At 61.4% G+C, this 24299-nt stretch carries 18 protein-coding genes; 4 read left to right on the forward strand and 14 right to left on the reverse strand.

Features of this window, described 5'->3' with window-relative positions; genetic code table 11:
• Positions 1 to 42: 42 nt before the first annotated feature.
• From bhcD to bhcA, 4 genes are read right to left on the reverse strand one after another with little or no spacing between them, the layout of a single operon-like run.
• A complete protein-coding gene (gene bhcD / locus IE188_RS12955) occupies positions 43 to 1008 on the reverse strand; it encodes an iminosuccinate reductase BhcD (RefSeq protein ID WP_191286936.1) in 966 nt (321 codons plus the stop codon).
• A gap of 58 nt (positions 1009 to 1066) precedes the next feature.
• Positions 1067 to 2233, reverse strand: a complete 1167-nt coding sequence (bhcC, locus tag IE188_RS12960) for a 3-hydroxy-D-aspartate aldolase BhcC (RefSeq protein WP_191286937.1) — start codon at positions 2231 to 2233, stop codon at positions 1067 to 1069.
• 15 nt (positions 2234 to 2248) lie between these two features.
• The gene (gene bhcB, locus IE188_RS12965) at positions 2249 to 3202 is read right to left on the reverse strand and encodes a beta-hydroxyaspartate dehydratase BhcB (protein ID WP_191286938.1); all 954 of its coding nucleotides are present in this window, start codon (positions 3200 to 3202) and stop codon (positions 2249 to 2251) included.
• Positions 3203 to 3222: 20 nt separating this feature from the next.
• On the reverse strand, positions 3223 to 4392 hold the full coding sequence (gene bhcA, locus IE188_RS12970; RefSeq protein WP_191286939.1) for an L-aspartate--glyoxylate aminotransferase BhcA: 1170 nt from the start codon (positions 4390 to 4392) through the stop codon (positions 3223 to 3225).
• A gap of 200 nt (positions 4393 to 4592) precedes the next feature.
• Between bhcA and bhcR the strand changes: the two genes are divergently transcribed.
• Complete coding sequence (gene bhcR / locus IE188_RS12975) at positions 4593 to 5402, forward strand: HTH-type transcriptional regulator BhcR (RefSeq protein ID WP_191286940.1); 810 nt, start codon at positions 4593 to 4595, stop codon at positions 5400 to 5402.
• Between the two features lie 10 nt (positions 5403 to 5412).
• Here bhcR and IE188_RS12980 read toward each other — a convergent pair whose 3' ends face one another.
• The 8 genes from IE188_RS12980 to IE188_RS13015 all read right to left on the reverse strand — a co-directional run bounded on the left by IE188_RS12980 (position 5413) and on the right by IE188_RS13015 (position 14776).
• Positions 5413 to 6246, reverse strand: a complete 834-nt coding sequence (locus IE188_RS12980) for a bifunctional allantoicase/(S)-ureidoglycine aminohydrolase (RefSeq protein WP_191286941.1) — start codon at positions 6244 to 6246, stop codon at positions 5413 to 5415.
• 117 nt (positions 6247 to 6363) lie between these two features.
• Entirely contained in the window at positions 6364 to 8679 is a 2316-nt protein-coding gene (locus tag IE188_RS12985; protein WP_191286942.1) for a sulfatase-like hydrolase/transferase, read from the reverse strand.
• Positions 8676 to 9449 (reverse strand): hypothetical protein, encoded by a 774-nt coding sequence (locus tag IE188_RS12990; RefSeq protein WP_191286943.1) that lies wholly within the window; start codon positions 9447 to 9449, stop codon positions 8676 to 8678. Before IE188_RS12990 ends, IE188_RS12985 begins: the two co-directional genes overlap by 4 nt.
• The gene (locus IE188_RS12995; protein ID WP_191286944.1) at positions 9449 to 10888 is read right to left on the reverse strand and encodes a hypothetical protein; all 1440 of its coding nucleotides are present in this window, start codon (positions 10886 to 10888) and stop codon (positions 9449 to 9451) included. Before IE188_RS12995 ends, IE188_RS12990 begins: the two co-directional genes overlap by 1 nt.
• Before the next feature lie 82 nt (positions 10889 to 10970).
• A complete protein-coding gene (locus IE188_RS13000; protein ID WP_191286945.1) occupies positions 10971 to 11837 on the reverse strand; it encodes a hypothetical protein in 867 nt (288 codons plus the stop codon).
• Positions 11824 to 12711 carry a hypothetical protein gene (locus IE188_RS13005; protein ID WP_191286946.1) on the reverse strand — a complete coding sequence of 296 codons (888 nt, stop codon included), beginning with the start codon at positions 12709 to 12711 and terminating at the stop codon, positions 11824 to 11826. Before IE188_RS13005 ends, IE188_RS13000 begins: the two co-directional genes overlap by 14 nt.
• A 31-nt stretch (positions 12712 to 12742) precedes the next feature.
• Positions 12743 to 13471: a class I SAM-dependent methyltransferase gene (locus IE188_RS13010; protein ID WP_191286947.1), complete on the reverse strand. Its 729-nt coding sequence runs from the start codon at positions 13469 to 13471 to the stop codon at positions 12743 to 12745.
• A 93-nt stretch (positions 13472 to 13564) separates the two neighbouring features.
• Complete coding sequence (locus IE188_RS13015; protein ID WP_191286948.1) at positions 13565 to 14776, reverse strand: glycosyl transferase family 90; 1212 nt, start codon at positions 14774 to 14776, stop codon at positions 13565 to 13567.
• Positions 14777 to 14845: 69 nt separating this feature from the next.
• On the opposite strand from IE188_RS13015, the gene IE188_RS13020 reads away from it, so the two are divergent.
• A complete protein-coding gene (locus IE188_RS13020) occupies positions 14846 to 15853 on the forward strand; it encodes a glycosyltransferase family 2 protein (protein WP_191286949.1) in 1008 nt (335 codons plus the stop codon).
• Here IE188_RS13020 and IE188_RS13025 read toward each other — a convergent pair.
• Positions 15850 to 17589, reverse strand: coding sequence for a glycosyltransferase family 2 protein (locus IE188_RS13025; protein ID WP_229836812.1), 1740 nt, complete (start codon positions 17587 to 17589; stop codon positions 15850 to 15852). The genes IE188_RS13020 and IE188_RS13025 overlap by 4 nt on opposite strands.
• Before the next feature lie 61 nt (positions 17590 to 17650).
• Entirely contained in the window at positions 17651 to 18457 is an 807-nt protein-coding gene (locus IE188_RS13030; RefSeq protein WP_191286951.1) for a glycosyltransferase family 32 protein, read from the reverse strand.
• Between the two features lie 308 nt (positions 18458 to 18765).
• Between IE188_RS13030 and IE188_RS13035 the strand changes: the two genes are divergently transcribed.
• Together IE188_RS13035 and IE188_RS13040 are read left to right on the forward strand one after the other, a co-directional pair.
• The gene (locus tag IE188_RS13035; protein WP_191286952.1) at positions 18766 to 20496 is read left to right on the forward strand and encodes an autotransporter assembly complex protein TamA; all 1731 of its coding nucleotides are present in this window, start codon (positions 18766 to 18768) and stop codon (positions 20494 to 20496) included.
• On the forward strand, positions 20493 to 24293 hold the full coding sequence (locus IE188_RS13040) for a translocation/assembly module TamB domain-containing protein (RefSeq protein ID WP_191286953.1): 3801 nt from the start codon (positions 20493 to 20495) through the stop codon (positions 24291 to 24293). The genes IE188_RS13035 and IE188_RS13040 overlap by 4 nt, the downstream gene beginning before the upstream one ends.
• Positions 24294 to 24299: the final 6 nt, after the last annotated feature.

Consider the following 24299-nt stretch of genomic DNA (forward strand, 5'->3'; position numbering starts at 1 on the left):
AATTTCGTGCTGGTCGCCCGCCACGGGGCGACCTTTGCAACATCAGAAATCGACCTCGATCGCGATGCCCTTTTCGATCGCCAGATCGACAACCTTCGAAGCCACCGCCAGGTCTTGCAACCCAACACCCGTGCCGTCGAACAAGGTCACTTCGTCATCGGACCGACGCCCCGGATGGTCGCCATTGATGACCGCCCCGATCTCGGCAATGTCAGCCTGTTTCAGTGACCCGTCGGCAATCGCGTGCTGCGCCTCTCCGATGCTGATCGACTGGGCGATTTCATCGGTAAACACCGTCGCGCGGGCGACCAATGCGGCCTCGACCTCTTGTTTGCCCTTGGTGTCTGTCCCCATGCAGGCGATGTGTGTGCCCGGCTTGACCTGCCCATCCTTCAGGATTGCTGCCTGGCTGGAGACAATCGTCACGATCACATCTGCCTGCGCGCCCAGCTCGTCCAGGCTCACGCTTTCAAACGGCAGGCCCAATTCCTTTGCGACCTTCTCAAGCGAAGCCAGTTTCTCGGGCGTCCGGTTCCACGCCACAACCTTCTCGAAATCGCGCTGCTCGGCCACCGCCTGCAACTGGAACGTCGCCTGATGGCCTGCCCCGATCATCCCCAGAACCTTGCTGTCCTTACGCGCCAGATGCGCGACGGACACGGCGGCGGCGGCAGCGGTGCGCAGCGCGGTCAAAAGATTGCCCCCGACGACAGCGCGGCATTTGCCGGTGTCTGCGTCAAACAGAAACACCGTCGACTGGTGGTTGGTCAGGCCCTTTGCCGCATTGCCGGGCCAGTATCCGCCCGATTTCAGCCCAAGGTTCAGCGCCGCGCGGTCAAAGCCGGATTTGAACCCATAAAGCGCATCGGCATGGCCGATGGCTTCGCGGATCACAGGGAAGTTATAGGCCGACTTGCTGGCCATCGACGCGAACACCTGTTCAACCGCGTCGAAATTGTCTTTGCGTGTCACAAGGGCGGCGATTTCTTTTTCGGGGACGATATACATCTGGTTCTATCCTTAAAAAGCGGCGGGGCCGAAGCCCCGCCAGTTCAGGGAAGTCAGCTTAGTAAGCCTTGCCGCGTGCCGACACCGGCCACACGGTTTCGACTTTGCCGTTCCGCACGCCCACATACCAGTCATGGACATTGGCGGTCGGGTCACAGTGGCCCGGCACCAGCTTCAGCTTTTCGTTCACCTTCAGAACGCCGTTGGGGTCCGCCACAACGCCGTGTTCGTCGGAACATTTGATGTATTCCACATCGTCACGGCCATAGATGAACGGCAGGCCGCTATCCACCGATTGCGCTTTCAGGCCCGCATCGACGATGGCCTTGTCGGGTTTCGCGTGGCTCATCACCGAGGTCAGGATGAAGAACGCGTTTTCCCATTCGCCCGCGTCGATCCGGTTGCCGTCCTTGTCCAGAATGCGCCCGTAATCTGCGTCCATGAACGCATAGGAACCGCACTGCAGTTCATTATAAACGCCGGAATTCGCTTCGAAATAATACGAACCGGTGCCGCCGCCCGAAACCAGATCGGTTTCGATCCCTTCGGCCTTCAACGCCTCGATCGCGTCCGAGACCTGCGCCACGGCGGCGTCGATCTTGGCTTTGCGGTCATCGAAGCTGTCCATGTGCTGCATCGCGCCCTGATAGGCCTGAATGCCGCGATAGGTCAGGTTCTTCGCGTCGCGCACGGTCTTGGCAATCTCGACGACCGCTTCGGTGGTGGTTACGCCGCAACGGCCCGCGCCGCAGTCGATTTCGATGAACACGCCCAGATCCGTGCCGTGCTTCTGCGCGGCTTCGGACAGGTCGGCAATGTTGGCCACGTCGTCGACGCAGACGATGATCTCGCCGCCGCTGACCTTGGGAAGTTGCGCCAGACGGTCGATCTTGGCCGGGTCGCGCACCTGGTTCGACACCAGAATTTCCTTGATGCCAGCGCGGGCGAACACCTCGGCTTCCGAGACCTTCTGACAGCAGACGCCAACCGCGCCGCCCAGCTCCATCTGAAGCTTCAGCACGTCCACGGATTTGTGCATCTTGCCATGCGCGCGGTGGCGCATCCCGTGGGCCTTGGCATAGTCGCCCATTTTCTTGATGTTCCGCTCAAGCGCATCAAGATCCAGAACTAGACAGGGCGTCTGGATGTCAGCTTCGTCCATGCCGGGCACGGCGGGAACGTCAAAACCCACTTCCAGCTTCGAAAAATCAGTCGGTGCATTCATTGTTCAGTCTCCCAATCAGGTGTTCAGCCACGGCAGTTTGTCCAGATCGACATTGCCGCCAGTGATGATGATGCCAACACGCTTGCCTTTGAACGTGTCGGGGTTTTTCAGGATCGTCGCCAGAGGCACGGCGCTGGAGGGTTCCATCACGATACGCAGATGTTTCCAGATGATTTTCATTGCCTCGATGATCTCGGGGTCGGACGCGGTATAGATGTCGGACACGTGGTTCGATACGAAATGCCAGGTCAGATCCTTCAAGGGCACCAGCAGACCATCGGCGATGGTCTTGGGTGCGTCATCGGCAATGATGTGGCCGGCCTTGAAGCTGCGATAGGCGTCATCCGCCTGTTCCGGCTCTGCCGCGATGATCTTGGTTTCCGGCGCCAGGTTGGACAGGGTCAGGCAGGTGCCCGAAATCATGCCGCCGCCCCCGATGGGCGCAACCGCAAAATCCAGTCCGTCCACCTGCTCGATCATCTCTTTCGAGCACGTCCCCTGCCCCGCGATCACCCGCGGGTCGTTGTAAGGGTGAACGAAATCGCCGCCAGTTTCGGCCTGCACCTTGGCGAAGGTCTCTTCGCGCGAGGATGTCGACGGTTCGCATTCGGTGATCTTGCCACCATAGCGGCGCACCGTGTCTTTCTTGGCCTGCGGTGCAGTGCGTGGCATGACCACGTTGCACGGGATCCCACGCAGCATGGCGGCATAGCTCAGACAGGACGCATGGTTTCCGCTGGAATGGGTCGCCACGCCCTTCTTTGCCTGTTCCTCGTCCAGCCCAAACACCGCGTTCGAGGCACCGCGCACCTTGAACGCGCCCGGCTCCTGAAAGTTCTCGCATTTGAAGAACAGCTCGGCACCGGTCAATTCGTTCAGGTAATCCGACGTGCGGATCGGGGTGCGGCGGATATGCGGCTTGATGCGCTCGTGCGCGGCCAGCATGTCGTCAAGCGTAGGGATATACATCGTCGTGGTATCCTTTCCGATCAAACGGCGTTGTTGCGATAGTATTCCTGCGCCGCAGCAACACCCGAGCCCAGTTTGATATCCAGCCCCAGATCGACCATCACCATTTCGGCGGTGGCAAGTCCCGACAGGGTCATTACGTCGGTCAGGCTGCCCAAATGGCCGATGCGGAACACCTTACCCGCGACCTCGCCCAGACCAACACCAAACGCGACGCCGTATTTGTTGGCGGCATGGGTCACGATATCGGTGGCGTTGAAGCCCTCGGGCGTGCGGATGGCGCTGACCGTGTCCGACTGCACATCGGGCGACACCGCGCACAGCTCCAGCCCCCAGGCACTGACCGCCTGACGCACGCCTTCGGCAATCCGGTGGTGGCGGGCAAAGACATTCTCAAGCCCCTCGTCCAGCAACATCCTGCACGCTTCGTTCAACCCGTTCAGCAGCCCCACGGCGGGCGTATAGGGATAGGCGTTGTTGGCATAGCCTTTGCCCATGTCACGCACGTCAAAGAAGGTGCGCGGCAAGGTGGCGGTTTCCAGCGCGTCCATCGCCTTGGGCGAAAAGCCGACAATCGCCAGACCGGCCGGCAGCATGAAGCCCTTCTGCGACCCGGTCACGGCAACATCCACACCCCATTCGTCCATGCGGAAATCCATCGACGCGATCGAGCTGACGCCGTCCACAAACAGCATCGCCGGGTGGCCTGCGGAATCCAGAGCCTTGCGCACAGCCCCGATATCCGACCGAACGCCGGTGGCGGTTTCGTTATGCGTGGCCAGAACGACCTTGATCTCGTGGTTCGTGTCGGCCTTCAGGATCTCTTCGTATTTGTCGGCAGGCAGACCTGCGCCCCAAGGGGTTTCGACAACTTGCACGTCCAGCCCGTGACGCTGACACATATCAATCCAGCGGTGGCTGAACATGCCGTTGCGGGCGGCCAGAATCTTGTCGCCGGACGACAGCGTGTTGGTCAGCGCGGTTTCCCAGCCACCAGTGCCGGTTGACGGGAAGATGAAGATCTTGGCGGTTTCGCTTTTCAAAACCTTCTTCACACCGTCCAGAGCCGGGTGCAGGATTTGCCCGAACAGCGGCGAACGGTGGTCCAGTGTCGGCATGTCGACAGCCTTGCGCAGGCTTTCAGGCATGTTGGTCGGACCAGGAATGAAAACGGGGTTCTGGAAGCTCATCTATCTGCCCTCCTAATGGCGATCAGCTTTCAGAGTAGCGGCTTGTGGCCTCGGGCGATATTTTTTTGAAAAAGTATTTCAAAACTCGATTACACGGGCTAATATCAATGTAAATCAAGGCTTTGCCTTTTTTCACTCTGACCCGTGCATTATCAAGAATTTCCGAAAGGTCTTGCTTGTTACAGCCAAAGGAGACGAAAATGCAACCCACGCAACGGCGGATGGGACGCCCGAAAAGTTTCAATGCCAGCGAAAAGCAGACGACGATTCTGGCGCTCGATCGGGCGCTGGACGTGCTTGATGCGCTGGCGGGCGCAAGCGGGATGACCTTGTCGGATCTGTCGACGCATCTGGACCAGTCGCCCGCCACCATGCACCGGGTGCTGGCAACGCTGCATGCCCGAGACGTGGTCGAGATCGACCCAAGAACACAGGCCTGGCACATCGGTTCGGCCGCATTCCGCATGGGGTCGGCCTTCCTGCGGCGCAGCAGCATCGTGGAGCGTAGCCGCCCTGTCATGCGCGAGTTGATGGAGGCAACCGGCGAGACCTCGAACCTTGGTATTGAACGCAATGGCGAGGTGATGTTCATCAGTCAGGTGGAAACCCACGAGAACATCCGCGCGTTCTTTCCGCCCGGCACGTTGTCGCCCATGCATGCCTCGGGTATCGGGAAAGCCCTGCTTTCCTGCTATTCGGATCAGCGGATCGAGAGGTATTTCCAGTCAGCCCGGCTGAACGGCTTTACCGACAAAACCATCACCCGGCCTGACGTGCTGCGCGACGAGCTGGCCCGCATCCGGAACCGGGGCTGGTCTTTTGACGACGAGGAAAAAGCGGACGGGATGCGCTGCATCGCCGCCCCGATCCGGGACATTCATGGCGAAGCGGTGGCGGGCATTTCGATTTCGGGCCCGACCCACCGTATGCCCGAAAGCGCGATCGACCGGATCGGCGCGCTTGTGGCGGATGCGGCCGCGCAGGTGTCGCGCGGCCTTGGGTCGTCCTAGGTGCTTGCCCCTAGACCCCCGCGTTGCCCAGCGTCATGTGCCGGTTCACATCCTTGTAAAGCAGATAGCGGAACGGCCCCGGCCCGCCTGCATAGCACGCCTGCGGGCAGAACGCGCGCAGCCACATGTAATCCCCGGCCTCGACCTCGACCCAATCCTGGTTCAGACGGTAAACCGCTTTGCCTTCAAGCACATAAAGCCCGTGTTCCATCACATGGGTTTCTGCAAACGGAATGACGCCGCCGGGCTGGAAGGTCACGATGGTCACATGCATGTCGTGGCGCAGGTCGTTCGGATCAACGAACCGGCTGGTCGCCCAGGCTCCATCGGTGTCGGGCATCGGCGTCGGGGTCACGTCGTTTTCGTTGGTGACAAAGGCGTCGGGGGCGTCCAGTCCTTCAACGGCTTGATACTGCTTGCGAATCCAGTGGAACCGCACAGGCGCGGACCCGGTGTTGCGCAGGCTCCACTTGGCTTGCGGGGGCAGGAATGCATATCCGCCCTCGTCCATCTCGTGCGCCGTGCCGTCAATGGTCAGGGTCATCGCACCCTCGACGACAAACAAGACCGCCTCGACCCCCGCTTCGGTTTCGGGCCGGTCACTGCCACCGCCCGGCTGAACCTCGGCGATATATTGCGAGAAGGTCTCGGCAAACCCCGACAACGGCCGCGACAACACCCAGAACCGCGCATCGTCCCAGAACGGCAGAAGGCTGGCGACGATATCGCTGTATGTGCCCTTGGGGATGACGGCATAGGCTTCGGTGAACATGGCCCGGTCGGTCAAAAGCTGGGTTTGCGGGGGCAATCCGCCATGCGGGGCGTAGTAGCTCGATTTTGTCATACCGGGACATCCTGCTGAGTGGTTCATTTCGCACCCATAATGCCGCGCGGTGAAGAATAAATCTTTCCCATAGTCTATGAAGGATTATCAGGAAAAATTTGAAAATGACCTGGGTGCTTATGGTTGGCGCGCGGAAGCATCCCCTTGTGTGATCTGGCTTTCCAACCGGTGTTGGTCAGCGCCGTTCTGAATTCTGATGAACGAAACCCCCAGCTGGATCAAAGCCGAGCCATCTTCGTTCATGCGCATCTCTGGCGCTGTTGGCCAGTCGCTCAGGTCAAGCGAATAGCTGTCCTGCCATGTCGCAAATTCGGTCACACCGCCATAGGCGACGTGAAACACCGCCTTGCCCGGTCCCGGCTCAACCCGGTTGCGACCCGTGCCGATGAAGATGCGATCATCCCCACCCGCCGAACGCACCGTGTTGCGCCCCGGCCCGGTATGGATTTCCGACCCGCCTTCGCCGTCCGAGATGTCGTCATTGCCCGGACCGCCATAGATGGTGCTGTGCCCGTCGCCGCCCTTGATCACGTCATGGCCGGACCCGCCGTCCAGAATATCCCGCCCGTTGCCGCCGATCAGCGTGTCATTGCCAGCGCCGCCATAGAACTTATGCACATCCTTGCGCCGTCCCGATACGGCGATCAGAGTGTCATCTCCACCGCCGCCGTGAAACTCTGCACCGCCGTATTTTGGCCCGATCATCACATCATCGCCCCGGCTGCCGCGCACGTTCACCGTCACCCGTTCAGAGGTTTCGAAATTGATCGGCGTGTCGGGGTGGGCGACGATGTCCAGACGCTTGGACTCGGATGGGTTGTCCTCGTTACGAGACACCACCGTCGCAATGCGGATGTTCTCGACATAGGCGGGCGCGTGCAGCACGTAGTCATCCGGCCCGCCCATATACCACAAAGTATCCTCGCCGCCGTCCAGATCTTCGCGGATGTTTTCAGCATGTGCGCCATAGGCCCAGTAGCTGTTGTCGGCATTGCCGCCCGCCATGACCACACTGCCATCCAGTGACATCATCGCGTTGACACCACGTTCGGGGTTCTCAAAACCCCGCAGGTCAAGGCCCAGTTCCAGCGCGTTGTCGACAAGCGCCTGACGCAGCTCCTGCAGCGGGCCTGTCTCGGCTATATTCGTGGTTTCGCCGGGGTCGTCGATCAGGTCATAGACATGCTCTTCCCCGTTGGGATAGCGGAAGTAACGATAACGGCTCAGGTCTGCGGTCGCCGGGCGGATTGAGAGGGTGCCGAATACGCTGGTGACGGGGGATTTGGTCCGGTCGTAGTCTCCGAAACTCGTGTCGATCAACGGCAACAGGCTTTGTCCCGACACCCAATCCGGGCGATAGGGCAGGCCTGCCAGATCAAGGATGGTTTTCGGCACGTTGTGCAGCGAAACGGGCATGTCCACGACCTGCGGGTCCAGCCGCGCGCTCCAGATTCCCAAAGGCACATGGGCGGCGCTGTCCCACTGGCTCATCTTATGGAAGCTGTCATGGGTGCCAAGGTTGAAGCCGTTATCCGATAGCAGAATTACGGTCGTACTGTCGGCCAGATCAGACACCCGCAACGCATCCATGAAACGGCCAATTTCATGATCCACGTGCGAGATCGCCGCGAAATAGGCGCGCACCACCTCGCGCCATGCATGATCGCCGGCCTTCTCGGGCGTCCACGGCCCGTTGGTGATATAGGCGGCTTCATAGACCGCCATCCCCTCCTGCGGGCCGAAGTAATCCTCGGGCGCAGCGGTCGAGGGCCAGACAATATCCGCCGGGTCATAGGTCTGATAAAACCGATCCGGGCATTGCAGTTTGTAATGCGGGTGCTTGAAGCCAAGCTGGATCAGGTGGCGGCGCGCGGGGTCGGCGCGGTCGAGATACTCGATCGCGTTTTGCGCGACGGTGTAGTCATAGAATTTGCTGTCCTGCGATCCGTCATCGTCGGGGTGATTCACGCCCGAAATGCCCGGCCCCTTGTCCAGATAATCCTTGACCTTCGACCGCCGCCCCGCATCGCGCGCCTCTGGCTCTTCGTGGAACAGGATGCGCTTGTAGTCCTCGGGCATCGGTTTGTAGTTGCTGTCCACCTTGCCGGTCGTGAAGGTGCGAAAGCCCGCGCGGCGCAGGTCGAACTGCCAGCCAGCGGTGGGCGGCAGTACGTCGCGCCAGAAGCGGTTCAGGTCCACCAACCCGGTGCGGAAGGGCGACAGGCCGGTGGCCAACTCTGCCCGGCAGGGCGCGCACAGCGGGATGGTGGCATAAGCATTGGCGAACCGCACGCCTTCGCCCATGAACCGATCGATATTGGGGGTCGAGATCGTCAACCCGAACGCCGTGCGCCATGTGAAGATGTCGATCATGTCATCGATCCAGATGACACAGATATTGTCGTCCCGGATACTGGCGCGGTTGAAACTCATTCCGGCGCTCCTTCGGTTTCGGCATGGCGGCAAACGGCGTTCAATTCAGCAGCCGCGCCCGGAGTCAGAACAAAGCTGTCGGACCACAACAGCACATCCATGATCCGCGATGTGCCCAGCGTTTTCAGGATGCCCTTGCGGTGCGACCGACACCCGATGAACAGATCGCTTGACCCGGAAAGGTCAGTGTCCAGCCGCGGGTTGTTCCCGGTGCTGGCAACAGGGGCGCCAAGCGGGCGGTCTTCGCTGGCTGCCGCGATGCTCAGGCGACCCGCCTCATAGCCGACGACCACCCATGCGGGCGTGGGCGGCGATGGAATGGCAACTGCGACCGATCCCTTTTGATCTTGCCACGTCAACTCGCCTTCCTTCTCGTTCAGGAACAGATAGTTGTCGGCGTCGGACGGATTAATGGTCACCAGCGTGCGTGCCTCGCCCTTCGGGCTGTCAAAGCGCACCGCACAGGTGAACTGCCGGGTTTCCGACAACGCCCCTTCGGCCACCAGCCCGGTATTCGTTGCCGCCGTGAACGCGATGCTCCCCTCGGGATGGCGTTTGGCGCCTGTTGCGTTTGGCTTGACAGGATAGGCAACGACGCCCAAGCCCTCCTCGGGTGTCCATTCGGTGATCACGGATGTGGTGTGCCCACCCCGATACCATACGGCGCCGCATTGAACCGGGGATCGCGACCGGGGTGGCGCCGGGGTGGTGTCGAGCAGCACCGCCTCGGGCACCTCGACATCCACGAAATATGCGTCGCCCTGCCCCATCAATGCACCGGCAGGGCTGCGGGCAAGGCCCAGCGATGCAGGATGCGTCCGGTGCGGCTGGTCGCGTGCCAGTCATCGCGCAGGGCGCCGCGATTTGCGGGCATTTGATCGGAAGATGCCGGATGCCCCAGCGCATAGCACAGGGTCAGGTTGTCGCCCTTGGGGGCCTTGTCGAAGCGGATCAGCAAGTCGTTCGGGTCGTCTGCATCAACCGAAACTGCGGTGATCTTCGCCCCGTTTTCGCAGCCCTCAAGCCGGAAGCCACATGAAGGCCCAGCATTCAGCAAATCATCCGGGTCCAGCACAAACGCGCCAAGCGCCTGCCCCCGGCAGCGGATCAGTTTCGGATCGACTTCGCGTTCGGCCAACAGAAGGACGGGGCACGACCAGTCCTGATCGGTATTTGCCGCCTCGATCGCGAAAGCATCCATCTCGGCAATCTGTTGGCGGGCTTCGGGGGTCGGACGACCAAACTCATCCTGGGCAAACATATATCCGGGGGCCGAAAAAACGTGATCATGTCCAGCCTTGTTCCAGGCCAGTTCCCACTGCGCGCGCAGGATCGGGTTGTCTGAAAGGCTGTGCGTCCCCGCATCGAAGGTCGAAACGAACAGCGGCTTGCGCAGCCCGTTGTCGGCAAAAATGTCAGTGACCCGCGCCATGATGTCATAAATCCCATTGCGCCAGGCCGTGCCGTCTTGATCCAGCGCCTCCAACGTGAAGTCCAGCCCAACGGCCAGCACCTTCGGCGGCACACCAAGGCTGGCGGCAGCGGCACACAGGTTTGAGACCGTCCGGGCGAAATTCGCGAGCGCAGGTCCGGTCGCAAACGCGGTGATCGAAGCGGAATTGTCCGTCTCGCTGCGGGCATAGATCACCGGCAAGGCGCGAAACTCGGCATGCCGGCGCGCAATGATTTCATCCGCAATCAGGCTGTCGCGGCTTTGTTCGCTCAGCCGCTGCAGGTCGGGCGTGGCGGTCACGGTTTCGGTCCCCGATGCCCCGGCCGGACCCAGATCATCACCCGTCGTCAGCACGTGATAGGGATAGCGCAGAACCTCGTCCGAGGTCGTGGCCCGCCGCGTGCCGCCAACGGACAGGATCGCGAACAGGCCGCCGGACGGGTTGGCCAGAATGTCAGCGGCCGTGTCGCCCAATGGCTCGACCCGTCTGCGGAAGTTGCAAATCCCCTGTTCGCCCGGCAAGCGGGCGGTGAACAGATACCAGTCACCAGACCGGCGCACATCCCATGCCTGAACGTCCCCCAGAACGGACGGGTCCACCGGCGTGGGCGCGTGGGTCATGTTCAACCGGCCGCCAATATCGGCGATCACCTCGTCCGACAGGCGCATCCGCAAACCGGTTTTGTCGAAGCCGATCACGTTACCGTTGCGGGCTTTCAACAAAACCCCGCGCGCTGGTTTGTCTGAGTCAGTCATACAAGCTCATCCCCATTTCGGCTGTGATTGTGTCGGGGAGCGTGGCGCATCGCAAGAGCGGTTTGTAACATCGGCGGCGCACCTAGTCATAATAGGGTCGCCATTTCTTGGTCAGCCGCCGAAAGCGGCGAGCCCTGGCCCAATCCATAAACTGCGGCGCCATGGGATGTGCGCGCTTGTGCAGGCGCGTCCCCACCTTGCGCAGATAGCGAAACCCTTGCCGCCGGTTCTGCCGATAGGCCCATCGCAGATCACGCGCCGAAGCATCGCCACGCAGCAGATCAAACAGGACCTCGATAATCCCCATCTCGCCCAGCGTCTGTATGCCCGCATGCCCCGCCCCATGGATCAGGCACCGGGTATGGACCGCAGGTTTTGGAAACAGGGCTTCCTGTTTGCGGTCCAGCCGATGCAGCGGATCCAACAGCACGATCACCTCGCGCCCCGCATCGCGGCGGTGTTCACGCAGATCGTGTCGCCACGGCCCCATCGCGGCCCATTCCGTCTTGTATCGCCGCTCGAACGGCACAACGACCGGGTCGATGGAAAACTGCGGTGACACAGCAACCGCCCGTCGCGCGTTCAGGGCGTCTGCGGCAAGGATCGCGCCATAGCCATCCATGCTGAACCCATAGGTGGTCAGGTCCATATCGTCGCCCAGCACTGCCCGGCACCGCGCCATCGCCGCAAAAAATGCGTCGTCCTGATACCAGTCAGGCGCGCTGTGAAAGACGCAGACATGCGCGATCCCGCGCTTGCGAAACGATCGCGACCCCCAACCGTCGCCACCCGCGTCGAAGGGGAAATCCACCGGGGCAAAGGCCACTACAACATGGGCCGGACGGCTGGCCGGGTCGGTCAGGTCCGGACCGACATATTCCAGCCTGAGTGTCGCGTCGACATGGATGACGACCGGGTCAGGCCAGCGTGTCGTCTCAGCCTCCGTCATCTGGCTCATCCACCGGGAAGCTGGACAGGCGGCGCACGCCGGTCGCCTGCTCAAGCATGTCCTTGGCCATCCCGCGGCATTTCACCTCGCGCAGGATATCGAAGTTGCGGTAGTGGATCATCTTGATGTCCATATCGGCAGGCAGCGGCTCGCCCCTCAGCGAGCCCCCCAGGATATAGTGCTGCTCTTCCGGCAGAATGTTCCAGTTCAACCCGGCGGCGCGGATGGCCAACGGCAGGCTCATCTGATCCAGATAGGGGCGTTTCTTCACGATATCGATTTGATCGATCCGCTGCGCCAGCCGCATCCAGACCTGCGCGAAACTTTCGCCGTCGTCTGTCAGCGGTCCTTCCGGAAACACGATCAGACCGGCATTGAAATAGGGCATCAGCTTGCGCCGGCGCTGCCGCGACAGCCAGATCCGATCTTCGGGCATCGGCATGTCGCAGGCGGCATAGATATCTTTCCAGATCGTCTGCCCCGACCAATACATTGACGTCGCCGCCGCGACGGAAACATGGCCGGGCCGCACCATCGCATCGACCGTGTTCTTGCCGATGAACAACATGTCGGAATCCATGAAGGCGGAATACGGCGTGTCGCGCGGCTCCAACGCTGACAGCATCTTGTTGCCATGCGGATAGGGTGGATCGAACCGCCCGGCGGTGTCGATGGGGCGAACGTCGACGCCCAGTTTGTTCAGGATACCCACAGCCCTCGGGTCCATGTCGCCGATGGTATCGGCCGGGCAATACCCCACCAGGTCAATCGGTTCATCAAACTGACACCGGATCGAGGCCGCGAGGAAACACGCCATATCCTGATATTTCGGCGGCTCGACCACGAAGAAAATCGTCAGTTTGGCGTCACTCATACCGGGTGTCCCTGTTTCTTGCGTCAATGCGTCAGTTCGCCGGATCGCTGATCCCGCGTTTCTTGTCCCAGTTGCGATAGATCTGGTGAAACTCGTTTTCGACCAGACCCAGCTCCGGCTCGACCGGGCGGATCATCCGCAACTGCGTCTCGTGCCGGATCGCCTTTTTCACCGAGGTGATACCCGTGTCGTCATGGATCACAAACGCATCCGGCGTCAGCACCGGGCGAATGCCGCACAGCTCGCGAAAATGCGTGACCTTCGCCCCGTCCAAATGCACCGCGTCAATATGGCGCTTGGGATTCTCGATCGCATAGCGCGGGGTTTCGATCAGCGAATGGCCCTTGATGAACCTGACGCGGCCGGGGAAGTTGATCTCAAGCCACTTGCCCGCCACATCCACATAGACTTCGACCGGTGCCCATTGTTTCTGCACCCGTTCACACAGATCGACCCCCACGACCTTTAGATCAGGGTTCGCCATCAGCATCAGAAGCAGGCTGTGCCCGCCATTCACCCCGATCTCGAAAATGTGCGAGCTGTTCTGCGCCACGATGAACAGGTTGCGGCGTTTCACCTCCATTTCGGGGTCGGGTGAGGCGGTCCAGAAGTTTTCCTGAAAGCTGTGATAGAACACATTGCCCTGCAAAACCGGCTGCTCACCCGCCGCCAGCAGGCAATCGCGCAAGGTGTGGTTCAGATCATTCAACTTGTCCTGCCATGCCGTGCTGGCCATCAAGTCGTCGTAGGATTCAATCACGCTTCGCTCCTGTCATCGACGTGTTCATTTGGCGGACCATAGGCTGCAACGGCCGGGATGCACAACGGATGACGCGCGTACATGAGGATGCATCTAGATCGCAAGTTGCGCCCCCACCTGTCGGACGACCCGGCCCATGATATGATCGCGCAGCTCGGGATCCGCCAGAAGGGCACAAACTGCGTTGGCGCGCTGCACCATGTTCTGACATTCCGCGGGATGATCCTCGCACCAGGCCAGGTTCTGTTCCAGATCACGCAGATCGCGGCGGAAGGGCACGTAATGCTCCCACGGTTTGAAATGGGCCGAGGCGAAGCTGTCAAATTCGGGCGTCATCACCAGGCCCAGCGAGTTGCTGTTCATCACCCAATAGAAATTCGACCCCACATCGGCCCCCGGCAGAACTGCGAGGTATTTGAACTGGCCAAACTCCGGGCGCGCAATGCGGTCCCGCCGGAAGCTGCCGATCAGCGGCATGTGATCCAGATCAAAGGGTCCGAAATGTGTGTAGCCAAGATCGAACCGAGGGTCGTCCTGACAGGCCGCCAGCAATTTGTGCCGATCCACGGTCAGCAACGCGCGTGCTGTGTCGGTCTCGGAAATCTCGCCCCGATGGTGCTTTTTCAACAGGGCGTGCATCCGGATCATCCGCCCGTGCCCATGCTTGCCCAGACGCGCCCACCCCCCGGCAGAGCCGCGCCAGGCCACGACGGATCTCTTTTCGGACCACGGAATATCGCGCAGGTTGGCGCCGCCCAGAAATTCGTCGGATCCATGATCCTGATACCCCGCCAAAGGCCACAGGATACGGCCTTGACCATTCACTTTCTTGCGGTTGAAGCAGAACACCGGGGCGGCTTGTCCGTCTGCGGTCACCAAAGACCGCGCCCGGTGATCCGCCATGTCGATCATGAACGAAAAATCCGGCTGGTGCGCGAGGATCGAGGACAAGGCCCCCGCGACTTTGACGCGATTGACCTTGGTGCCGGACTTGCGCAGTTCACCGCCGTTGATATGCCATCCGTTGAACGGATCCGGCGCAGCGATGTTGTGATCCCATTGCAGCAGCATACCCGACGACACCGCACGGGCATGCGCAATCGTGGCATCGTTCATGGCAAGCTGCACATCACCGAAATCGCCCAGCTGATGGCGCACCGAGGCTTCGATGAACTCGTCCCGTGTCACCATGTACTGCGCGCCCTCGTCCTGAATGGGTGGCTCTTGTGATTTTTCATCCGGCCGTTCCGGCGCAAGGATACAATGCGGGCGCCGCTGCAACAACCACCAAGCCGGGGCTGACATCCCATTGATCTTCCAATGCGATCATGAAACATTCCGCCGCAGCACAATCCGGGATACAGGGGCCGCGCGATGACCATCGGCAAGGAAAAAGTACTTCTGCTCAGCGTCATGCGCAATGAAGGGCCGTATATCCTGGAATGGCTGGCGCATCATTTCACGCTGGGTGTCGATGACCTGCTGATTTTCACCAATGGCTGCACAGACAACACCGACAAGATATTGGACCGTCTTGAGGTCATGATGCCCCACCGCGTCAAGCATCAGCCGAATCCGAAGGTGATGTTTCCCGACCGCGGCAAATGGCACATCATGGCATTGCGTTATGCGGGTCATTTCGGACGCTGCAAGGCGGCAGACTGGCTGTATGTCACGGATGCGGACGAGATGCTGAACCTCAAAAGGGACGTGAACACGCTCGACCAGTTCTTTCAGGCGACCGGCCCGGCGGATGCGGTGTCTTTCACCTCGGTTCCATTCAACAGCAACGGGCACAAGGCGGCGGGGCGGGAAAACGTCGTGGAACGCTTCACCCAGACCGCATCGCAGTTTCAGGCGGCCGAAGACGCAGGCACGCCCGTGATCACCGCCGTCAAAACCCTGTTCCGCAACAAGGTGGAAGGCCCCCGCCGTCCGCATCGACCGGTGACCAAGGACTTCTCGAAACATGGGTTCAAATGGATCAACGGATCGGGGGATGCGATGCCGCCCGAATTTACCGATGAGCACAACAAGGCAATCGACGCGATTGGCAGCCGCAAATACGCGCAGTTGAACCACTACTCGATCAAAAGCGTGGCCGAGTTTCTGTTGAAGGTGGATCGCGGCGCCGCAGTCTCTTCCGCACGTCTTGGGGCATCGGAACAGTATTGGAACCACGCCAACCGGCCTGGCGACACGGACACGTCGGGGGCCACGCTGTCATCTGACGCGCAGGAGATGTATGAATTTCTGATGTCTGATCCCGAACTGCGCGAACTGCACGAAGAATCCTACGTCTTGCGCGAGGCGCGGCTGGCTGAGATTCTGAAAACGGAGTCCGGTGAAAGCCTTGCCCGCGCGATCGGGTATTTCGACTAGGCTTTCTGTTCCAGAACCACGATTTCCGGCACGGATACATCCTCATTGGGGTGCAGGCCGGCGGTTTTGACCTTCTGTGACGCCAGGTGAAACCCGCGCGCCGCGCCGCCGATCAGCACCACCTGTTTGACACCGGCAAGGTTCAGATTGCCCAGCACCCCTGCCCCGATTTCGGCATAGCTGATCCGCAGAACGTCGGGTTTATACCGTGAAATCAAATCGTTGATCGCGTCCGCCGTTTTATTGGGATCATCAGGCCAGATCACCTGCGTGACGTCGAACGACAGCCGTGTGCCGAACGCAAACCCGTTGTGATCCAAAATGTTGCGCGCGATCACAAGGCGCGAGGCGTTGTCCTCCTGCGCAATCACCGTCGCGCGGTCGAAAATGGTGCAGGTATAGATCGACAGGAACCCGACCCCTGCCCCAAGGTCCAGTACCGTGTCCCCGTTTTCGACCATCCGGCCCGACAGCCGCGCCAGCTTGCGCTGGTATTTGCCGCGCAGCACCATATCCAACTGACTGGGGGAAAAGATGCGCACATCTGCCGGCATGTCGATCCCGTGATTGGTGACCCAGTCCACCGCCGCTTCGGCGGACACGTCGATATCGCCCACAACGAACCCGTCGCCCCCTTCGTGCGTGTCGATGAACTCGGCAGACGGCTTGGTGCGCCGTTCCTCGATGGGGCGCGCGGCGTTCTGCTTTTCCACCTTCGACATCAAGGCGGCAATCTCGGCAGGGTCGCGCGCCTTTGGTGGTTTGGCCGACACTTGCGTGATTGGCACTTGCGACGCCTCGATCAGTGATTGCTTCAGCTCTTGATAGGCGTCGGTCTTGCGATACTCTTCCAACCGCGCTTCGATCCGGTCCAGCGCGTCGAAATGCAGCTTGTTCAATACCGGATCGGTCAGCAGCTCATCCATGATCGCCTGCCGTTTTTCGCGATAGCGCAGGATGTTTTCGTCCCGCACCTCGTTACGGTCCTGAAGCGCCCAGTAATCGGCGTTATACTTGTCTTTCTTGTTGTTCACGTTGCCGCGGAACTTGCGCACCGCATAGCTGTCGACCGACTTCACCGCATAGTGGTTCATCTGCGCCCACTGATACCCCACCGTGCGCCGGATCGACCGCCAGCCGCGAAACTTGAAATAATCCTCCATCGGCAGGCCAGAGCCATTCAGCCATTTCACACTGTCGGGAAAATCGGTTTCAAGATGCTTGTTCTTGATCGACGGGCGGTGGATGCCAAGTTTCCATTTGTCGTGATCGAACTTGAACAGGGTCTTGACCCCCCAGCCCTTGTTCCACGTGGGCGGCGCGGCATAAAGGTACTGGTCGGTCACCGGCGCGCGGCTCCAATCGACGATGTTCCCGGACCCGAAAATACGCCAGGTGATGACGATGCCGTTCGCATCCCCCGCCGCGTCCAGCATCTGGTCCAGCGTGCCGTCGCCATAGTTGATGCACAAAAACTCGTCCGCATCGAACAACAGCACCCAATCGGCGCCCTGCACGATCGGTTCGGCTTGCGCATAGTTTATGGCAGACGGTTGCGGCTTCGCCCCTTCGGGGATGTCGTTGCGGCGGTGATAGCCCAGCCCCAACTCCTCCAACCGGATCAGCATATCGTCGGTGCCATCCGAGCAATCGTTGGTATAGACAAGGATCTTGGTGAAGCCGACCGCCAGATGATGGGCGTACCATTCCAGAAGGAACGGCGCTTCATCCTTCATCATCGACACCGCAAGCAATTCGCCGTGGGGGCTTTTATGTGGCTTCAGTCTGATGCGTCACCTAGCGCAAAGCCTTGGTCGGATCCACGCCGACCTGCTCGCACATCCGGGCAGCATATGACCCCGGCAGCGGCGCATGTTTCTGCCACCACGGCTTGGTGCCGTTTGTGTAAAGATGCACCGACAAGGTGTTTTCCGTGAAATGCCCTTCGACGCGGCCGTAAGGATCATAGAAAATGTCGTTCAGTTGGAACGGCACCGGATACAGAACGTCGCGGTCGCTGGCCTGATCATACTGCCCGGTCTGCTTGGCGAAATAGGTGAAGGCCTGCGGGCCGAACGCTGTCCGCTCGGCGTTATAAATCCGCGCGGCGTGCGACAGGTTCGGGTCTTGCCGGTCGTATTTCCTGCGTTGGTTCTTGTTCCACCACGCGGGATAGTCGGGCAGGTTGTCATAGTAATCCAGAAGCTGGTCCATCAGCTCGCATTGCTGTGGCAACCCGACCACGCCGCAGTTCAGCGCACCCGACATGCCGTGGCGACCAAAGATATACTCCTGATCCTCGGGGAACGGACGATGGCAGAAGGCGTCGCAATCAATCCAGATCGCCCCGATCTTGCGGATCATCTTGTAACGAAACACATTGGACAGAAACGAGGCGCTGGTCGCTTCGATCAGGGCGCGGTCAAGATCCATGATCTCGGAGGCCGGGCGCACCTCGATCCCGTCGGGCACGTTGTCGACCTTGTCGGCGCAATATAGGATCGTCCGATGCCCTGCGCGGACATGCGACAGCAGGCATAACTGGTTCAGGTAATGAAGCTTTTCGCCTATCCAGAGAGAGGCCACCGCCCGCCGTTCACTCATCCATCTGCCCTTTCCATCGTCCGCCATTGGTGACGTGTTCCCCCGGTTGTTAGCTTAGACGCCAAGGCCTTGTAAACAAGCGAAGCCGGGGTGGGCGCGGCGGCTGATCGGCAAAGTCACGCCCAACCTCGCGTCCAGCAATTTCCCGCCGATGTCGCAAAACCGGTGGAGGCTTCTTTCGGTTCACGTTAGGCTGAAAGGGAACGACAACGCGATTTGCACAGGAAGGGAGTTGGGGGTTGCGGTTCACCTTTGGTAAGGCCCTGTTATTCCTGACTTTTACGTATTGTGGGCCGTTGCAGCCCGCCATGGCGCTGGACGTTGTCAATTTCTCTGTCGCGGGTGCTGACGACGAGCTGGAAGATGAGCTGAAATCAGCCTCGTTGGTGCTTTCGTCCGAAGGCGATGCCGAGAAAGACAGCCGCGATGTCTTTGCCGCTGCGCTGGCCGAATATGGGCAGTTGGTGCAGACGCTCTATGCGAACGGGTATTATGGTGGCGTGGTGCGCGTGCGCGTAGACGGGCGCGAAGCCGCGCAGATACCGCCCTTCGATGTGCCCGGATCCATTCGCCGGATCGACATATCGGTCAACCCGGGCCCGCAGTTCCGGTTCGGCACCGCAAAGGCCGCGCCGCTGGCGCCCAACACCGAGATGCCCGACGAATTTCGCACAGGCGAAATTGCCAGAAGTGTCACCGTGCAACAGGCGGTGGATGTCGCCGTGCTGGGCTGGCGCGAGGCGGGATATGCCAAGGTTGATCTGGCCGGGCAAACGATCACCGCCAATCACGCCAACGCGCAACTGTCGGCATCACTGGCCTTTGCGCCGGGGCCGAAGGTTCGCTTTGGCAAGTTGCGGCAAAACACCGAAAGCGCCGTGCGCACAGACCGGATTGCGCGCATCGCGGGCTTCCCCGAGGGCCGCGTGTTTTCCCCCGATGATCTTGAAACCGTGGCCAAACGCCTGCGCCGCACCGGTGCGTTTTCGTCCGTTACACTGACCGAGGCGGACACGCTGGGGCCGGGCAACACGATGGATATCGGGCTGGCATTGGTCGATGAAGCCCCGCGCCGCTTCGGCTTCGGGGCCGAACTTGGGTCGATCGAAGGGCTGCAACTGACCGCCTTCTGGTTGCACCGCAACATGTTTGGCGGGGCTGAACGGTTCCGCGTCGATGGCGAGGTTGCGGGCATTGGCAGCCAACATGGCGGCATCGACTACTATCTGGACGCGCGGCTAGATCAGCCCGCCACATTCGGGCCCGACACACACGCCTTTGTGTTTGGTAGCCTCGCCTATGAGGACGAGCCGGGCTATATCTCGCGCAGCGCCGGTTTGGGCGGCGGGGTGAAGCGCATCTTTTCGGACACGCTTGAGGGCGAACTGGGCGCGGCGCTGCTGTATTCCGAAACCACCGATGTGCTGGGCGACCGCCGGTTCTTCCTGTTCGCCCTGCCTGCCTCGCTGACATGGGACCGGCGCAATGACAAGCTGGATACCACCCGCGGCACCTATCTGAAAGCCGAAGCGATCCCCTTTGTCTCGGTCGATACGGGCGGCACGGGGGCGTGGCTTTATGGTGATGGGCGGGCCTATCGCGGGTTCGGAGCCGAGGATCGGTTTGTGCTTGCCGGACGGGTGCAGGTCGGATCGGTCTTTGCTGGCAACAGCAATGATATTCCCCCCGACTATCTGTTCTATTCCGGCGGCGGCGGCACCGTGCGCGGCCAACCCTACAAATCGCTGGGCCTTGACGCGGGGGGCGGAGAGATCACGGGCGGCCAGTCCTTTGCTGTTCTGTCCGCCGAACTGCGTGCCCAGATCACCGACAAGATCGGGGTCGTCGGTTTTGTCGATGCCGGTCACGTGGCCGGGGGCAGCCTGTTTGACGGGGACGGCAACTGGCACACGGGCGGTGGCATCGGTGTGCGGTACAAAACCCCCATCGGCCCGTTGCGGCTGGATGTTGCTGGCCCCATTTCGGGCGACACCGGCGACGGCGTGCAGGTTTACATCGGGATCGGGCAAGCGTTTTGAGCCTTCTGTTCAGGATACTTGCTGCCATAGCGGCGTTTTGCTGGATCGGTCCTGCGCTGGCGCAAACCGAACTGGAGGAGCAGGACGACCGCGGCTATCTTCAGGCTATTCTGGAAGACAACCTGTCAGATGTGGGCCGCGATATCCGCATCATTGGATTCCGGGGTGCGCTCAGCTCTCAAGCGACCGTCGATCAGATCACCATCGCGGACGAAGACGGGGTCTGGCTGACCCTGAACGAACTTGTGCTGTCCTGGACGCGCGCCAGCCTGCTGCGCGGGGCGATCAATATCAACGAGATCTCGGCCAGGGAAATCATCATCGCGCGCCGGCCCGTGCCCGTCGACAGCGGCGTTCCCGCCGCCGAAGCCTCCGGGTTCTCGCTGCCCGAACTGCCGGTCTCGGTCGAGATCGGCGTGATCAAGGCGGATCGGGTCGAGTTTGCCGAACCCGTCATCGGCGAAGCCGCGGTGGTAAGGTTGGAAGGATCGGCCAGCCTGTCAGAGGGGGAAGGCACCGCAAAGCTGGACATTGTCCGCACCGATGGCCCCAATGGGGCGTTGCGGTTTGACGGCAGTTTCAGCAACCTGACCCGTGTGCTGGACCTGGCCCTGGCGGTCGAGGAAGGCGCAGATGGCATCACGGCCAACATGCTGGACCTGCCAGGGCGGCCCTCTGTCGGGCTGACCATCGCGGGCACCGGCCCGTTGTCCGATTTCGTGGCCGAGATTGACCTGTCCACCGATGGGGCGCAGCGACTGGCCGGGCAGGTCGAGGTCCGCGACGCCCCGGACGAAGAAAACTCGACCCGCGAAAACCCGGTGACCTTGACGCATTTCACCGCCCGGGTGTCTGGCGACATTGCGCCGGTTTTCCTGCCCGAGTATCGCGACTTCTTCGGCCAGAACGTCGCGCTGACCGCGCAGGGGCGCCGCTTCGCCGACGGGGCGCTGGCGATTGAAGAGCTGGCCCTGACCACCGAAGCCCTGACACTTGAAGGCGATCTGACGCTGACGTCGGGCGGGTGGCCGGATCGGTTCCGGCTGGAGGGCAAGATGGCCCATCAGGACGGAACACCGGTTCTGCTGCCCATGGGCGGCCCCAAAACGCAGGTGCGCAGTGCCGATATCGCCATCGGGTATGACGCGGCCAACGGGTCCGGATGGCAGGCCGATTTCAAGCTGAACACCCTGACCCGCGACGATCTGGCGCTGGACTCCGTGATCGTCACCGCCACGGGGACGCTGCTGCGCGGTGAAAGCGCGGCTGTTGGTCGTGTTGAAGGCGACGTCTTGCTGGACGTGTTGGGGATAGCACCCGCATCCGATGACCTGGCCCGTGCCATCGGCCCGGCCCTGAGCGGCAACCTGTCCTTTGACTGGCGCGAGGACGCGCCGCTGCAAATCACCAGAATTGATGTCGCCGGGACGGATTATCAACTGACCGGCAGTCTGTCCGCAGGCAGCCTGGAAAGCGGCATCACCGTCACCACCCGCGAGGATTTCGTCCTCGTCGCGCGCGACCTGTCGCAATTCGCCGGTATCGCGGGCACGCCGCTGACCGGATCGGCCACCGTCGGGATCGACGGAAATGTGAACCTGCTGGGCGGGTCGTTTGACCTGACCATCACCGGCGACGGCGCCGACCTTGGCGTTGGCCAGCCCCGGTTCGACCCGCTGATCGCCGGGGTTAGCCGTCTGGATATGAAAGCGGTCCGGGATGAAACCGGCACAAGGTTGGAGCGGTTGACCATCACAACCGATCAGACCACGGCCACGGTCTCGGCCGATCTGAAAACCGATGCCTCGTCCGTGCAGTTCGATCTGCGGATCAAGGACAGTTCGGTTGTCGACCCGGGCCTCTCAGGCCCCGCGACGGCGAAAGGCACGGCCACCCAGACCAAAGACGTCTGGGCCGTTGTGACCGATGTGACGGCACCGGGCGGGGTCGAGGCGTCGATGGATGGCACGGTGCAGATCACCAAGGACGGCCCGGGGCGGATCAGCGGCACGGTCTCGGCCAGGGCGACATCGCTCGCGCCCTATGCGCAACTGGCCGGGCGGCCGATTTCGGGTGGTGTCAACGCAACGGCCAAGGGCAGCTATGACCTTGCCAGTGGCGATTTCGACGGCGAGGTGGACGGATCGGCCAGCAATCTTGGGCTGGGTGTGGCCGCGCTGGATGACCTGATCCGCGGGGCCAGCACCTTCAGCGCCAAGGCACATGGCAATTTCGACAAGGTGGTGTTTCTGGACGCGCTGTCGATCACGACGCCAGAGGTCACAGCCTCCGCGACAGGGCAAGAGGTGGATGGCCGCAACACCGTGACCTTCCAGCTTAATCTGCGCGATGTGGGTGTCGTTGCGGTCGGGATCAACGGACCCGGCTCCGCCACCGGCACAGCGACGCTTGTGGATGAGAACTGGCAGCTTGCGATCACCGCAACGGGGCCGGGCGGCGCGACCGGATCCATAAATGGCACCCTGCGGTCAGACGCCAGCAGCGCCGATCTGGCGATCAACGGCGCCGCCCCGCTTGAACTGGCAAACCGGTTCATCCAGCCACGCCTTCTGACCGGGCAAGCCACCTATGACCTAGTGCTGAACGGCCCGCTGGCGCTGTCATCGCTGTCAGGCCGGGTGCAAAGTGCGGATGCGCGGCTGACCCTGCCAACCTTGCGGCAGGCGCTGGACATTCCCACGGCAACCGCCACCCTGTCGGGAGGTCGCGCTGACCTGAACATCCTGGCCTCGGTCGTGAATGGCGGACAGATCACTGCCCGTGGCGCCGTCGCATTGGAACGCCCGTATCAAGCCGATCTTGAGATTGACGTGAACCAGGTGACACTGACCGACGGAAATCTGTTCGAGACCTCGGTCAACGGGGCGGCCAGCTTGCGCGGGCCGCTGATTGGCGGGGCCACACTCAGGGCGGACATGACGCTGGGGCGCACCGAAATCCGCATCTCGGACGTGCCGGCCAGCACGGTGCCGATCCTGGAAGACCTTCGGCATATCAACGAACCGGCTGCCGCGCGTCAGACCCGCGCCTTTGCCGGTCTGATCGTGGAACCCGACCCCGCCAATGCCGAAACCGTGCGCCCCTATCCCATCGACATCACGCTGCGTGCCCCCAGCCAGATCTTTGTGCGGGGTCGCGGGCTGGACGCAGAGTTGGGCGGTGAGTTGCGCCTGACCGGGACCAGCGCCGATGTGCGCCCTGTTGGCGAATTTGATCTGATCCGCGGACGGCTCGACATTCTGGGCAAACGCCTGACCCTTACCGAAGGCCGGATTGGCCTGCGCGGCGCCTTTGACCCGTTTCTGCGCTTTGCCGCCGTGTCCCAGTCCGATGACATCACCGTCACCATCAATGTGGTCGGCCCGGTTTCAGCGCCAGAAGTGACGTTCACATCGTCGCCCCAGTTGCCCGAGGACGAGGTGCTGGCGCGGCTTCTGTTCGGGCGCAGCATCTCGGACATTTCGGCGTTGCAGGCCTTGCGGCTGGCTGCGGCAGTCAGGACGCTGGCAGGCAAGGGCGGTGACGGGATCGTGGGCAACCTGCGCCGGAACTTCGGTCTGGATGATCTGGACCTGACCACCGATGCAAGCGGCGAGACCACGTTGAAAATCGGCAAGTATATTTCCGAAAATATCTATACTGACGTGAATATCGGTGCCGATGGCGATACCAAGATCAATCTGAACCTGACCATCAGCCCCTCGGTCACGGCGCGGGGCACGGTCGGGTCCGATGGCGAAAGCACCATCGGGATCTATTACGAACGCGATTACTGACCGGCG

Source organism: Aliiroseovarius zhejiangensis (assembly GCF_014656375.1).
In the GTDB taxonomy this organism is placed as follows: domain Bacteria; phylum Pseudomonadota; class Alphaproteobacteria; order Rhodobacterales; family Rhodobacteraceae; genus Aliiroseovarius; species Aliiroseovarius zhejiangensis.

Coding starts and splice junctions, on each gene's coding strand:
- bhcD (WP_191286936.1), bottom strand. CDS start 1,008: ATGTATATCGTCCCCGAAAAAGAAATCGCCGCCCTTGTGACACGCAAA.
- bhcC (WP_191286937.1), bottom strand. CDS start 2,233: ATGAATGCACCGACTGATTTTTCGAAGCTGGAAGTGGGTTTTGACGTT.
- bhcB (WP_191286938.1), bottom strand. CDS start 3,202: ATGTATATCCCTACGCTTGACGACATGCTGGCCGCGCACGAGCGCATC.
- bhcA (WP_191286939.1), bottom strand. CDS start 4,392: ATGAGCTTCCAGAACCCCGTTTTCATTCCTGGTCCGACCAACATGCCT.
- bhcR (WP_191286940.1), top strand. CDS start 4,593: ATGCAACCCACGCAACGGCGGATGGGACGCCCGAAAAGTTTCAATGCC.
- IE188_RS12980 (WP_191286941.1), bottom strand. CDS start 6,246: ATGACAAAATCGAGCTACTACGCCCCGCATGGCGGATTGCCCCCGCAA.
- IE188_RS12985 (WP_191286942.1), bottom strand. CDS start 8,679: ATGAGTTTCAACCGCGCCAGTATCCGGGACGACAATATCTGTGTCATC.
- IE188_RS12990 (WP_191286943.1), bottom strand. CDS start 9,449: ATGGGGCAGGGCGACGCATATTTCGTGGATGTCGAGGTGCCCGAGGCG.
- IE188_RS12995 (WP_191286944.1), bottom strand. CDS start 10,888: ATGACTGACTCAGACAAACCAGCGCGCGGGGTTTTGTTGAAAGCCCGC.
- IE188_RS13000 (WP_191286945.1), bottom strand. CDS start 11,837: ATGACGGAGGCTGAGACGACACGCTGGCCTGACCCGGTCGTCATCCAT.
- IE188_RS13005 (WP_191286946.1), bottom strand. CDS start 12,711: ATGAGTGACGCCAAACTGACGATTTTCTTCGTGGTCGAGCCGCCGAAA.
- IE188_RS13015 (WP_191286948.1), bottom strand. CDS start 14,776: ATGTCAGCCCCGGCTTGGTGGTTGTTGCAGCGGCGCCCGCATTGTATC.
- IE188_RS13020 (WP_191286949.1), top strand. CDS start 14,846: ATGACCATCGGCAAGGAAAAAGTACTTCTGCTCAGCGTCATGCGCAAT.
- IE188_RS13025 (WP_229836812.1), bottom strand. CDS start 17,589: ATGAAGGATGAAGCGCCGTTCCTTCTGGAATGGTACGCCCATCATCTG.
- IE188_RS13030 (WP_191286951.1), bottom strand. CDS start 18,457: ATGAGTGAACGGCGGGCGGTGGCCTCTCTCTGGATAGGCGAAAAGCTT.
- IE188_RS13035 (WP_191286952.1), top strand. CDS start 18,766: ATGGCGCTGGACGTTGTCAATTTCTCTGTCGCGGGTGCTGACGACGAG.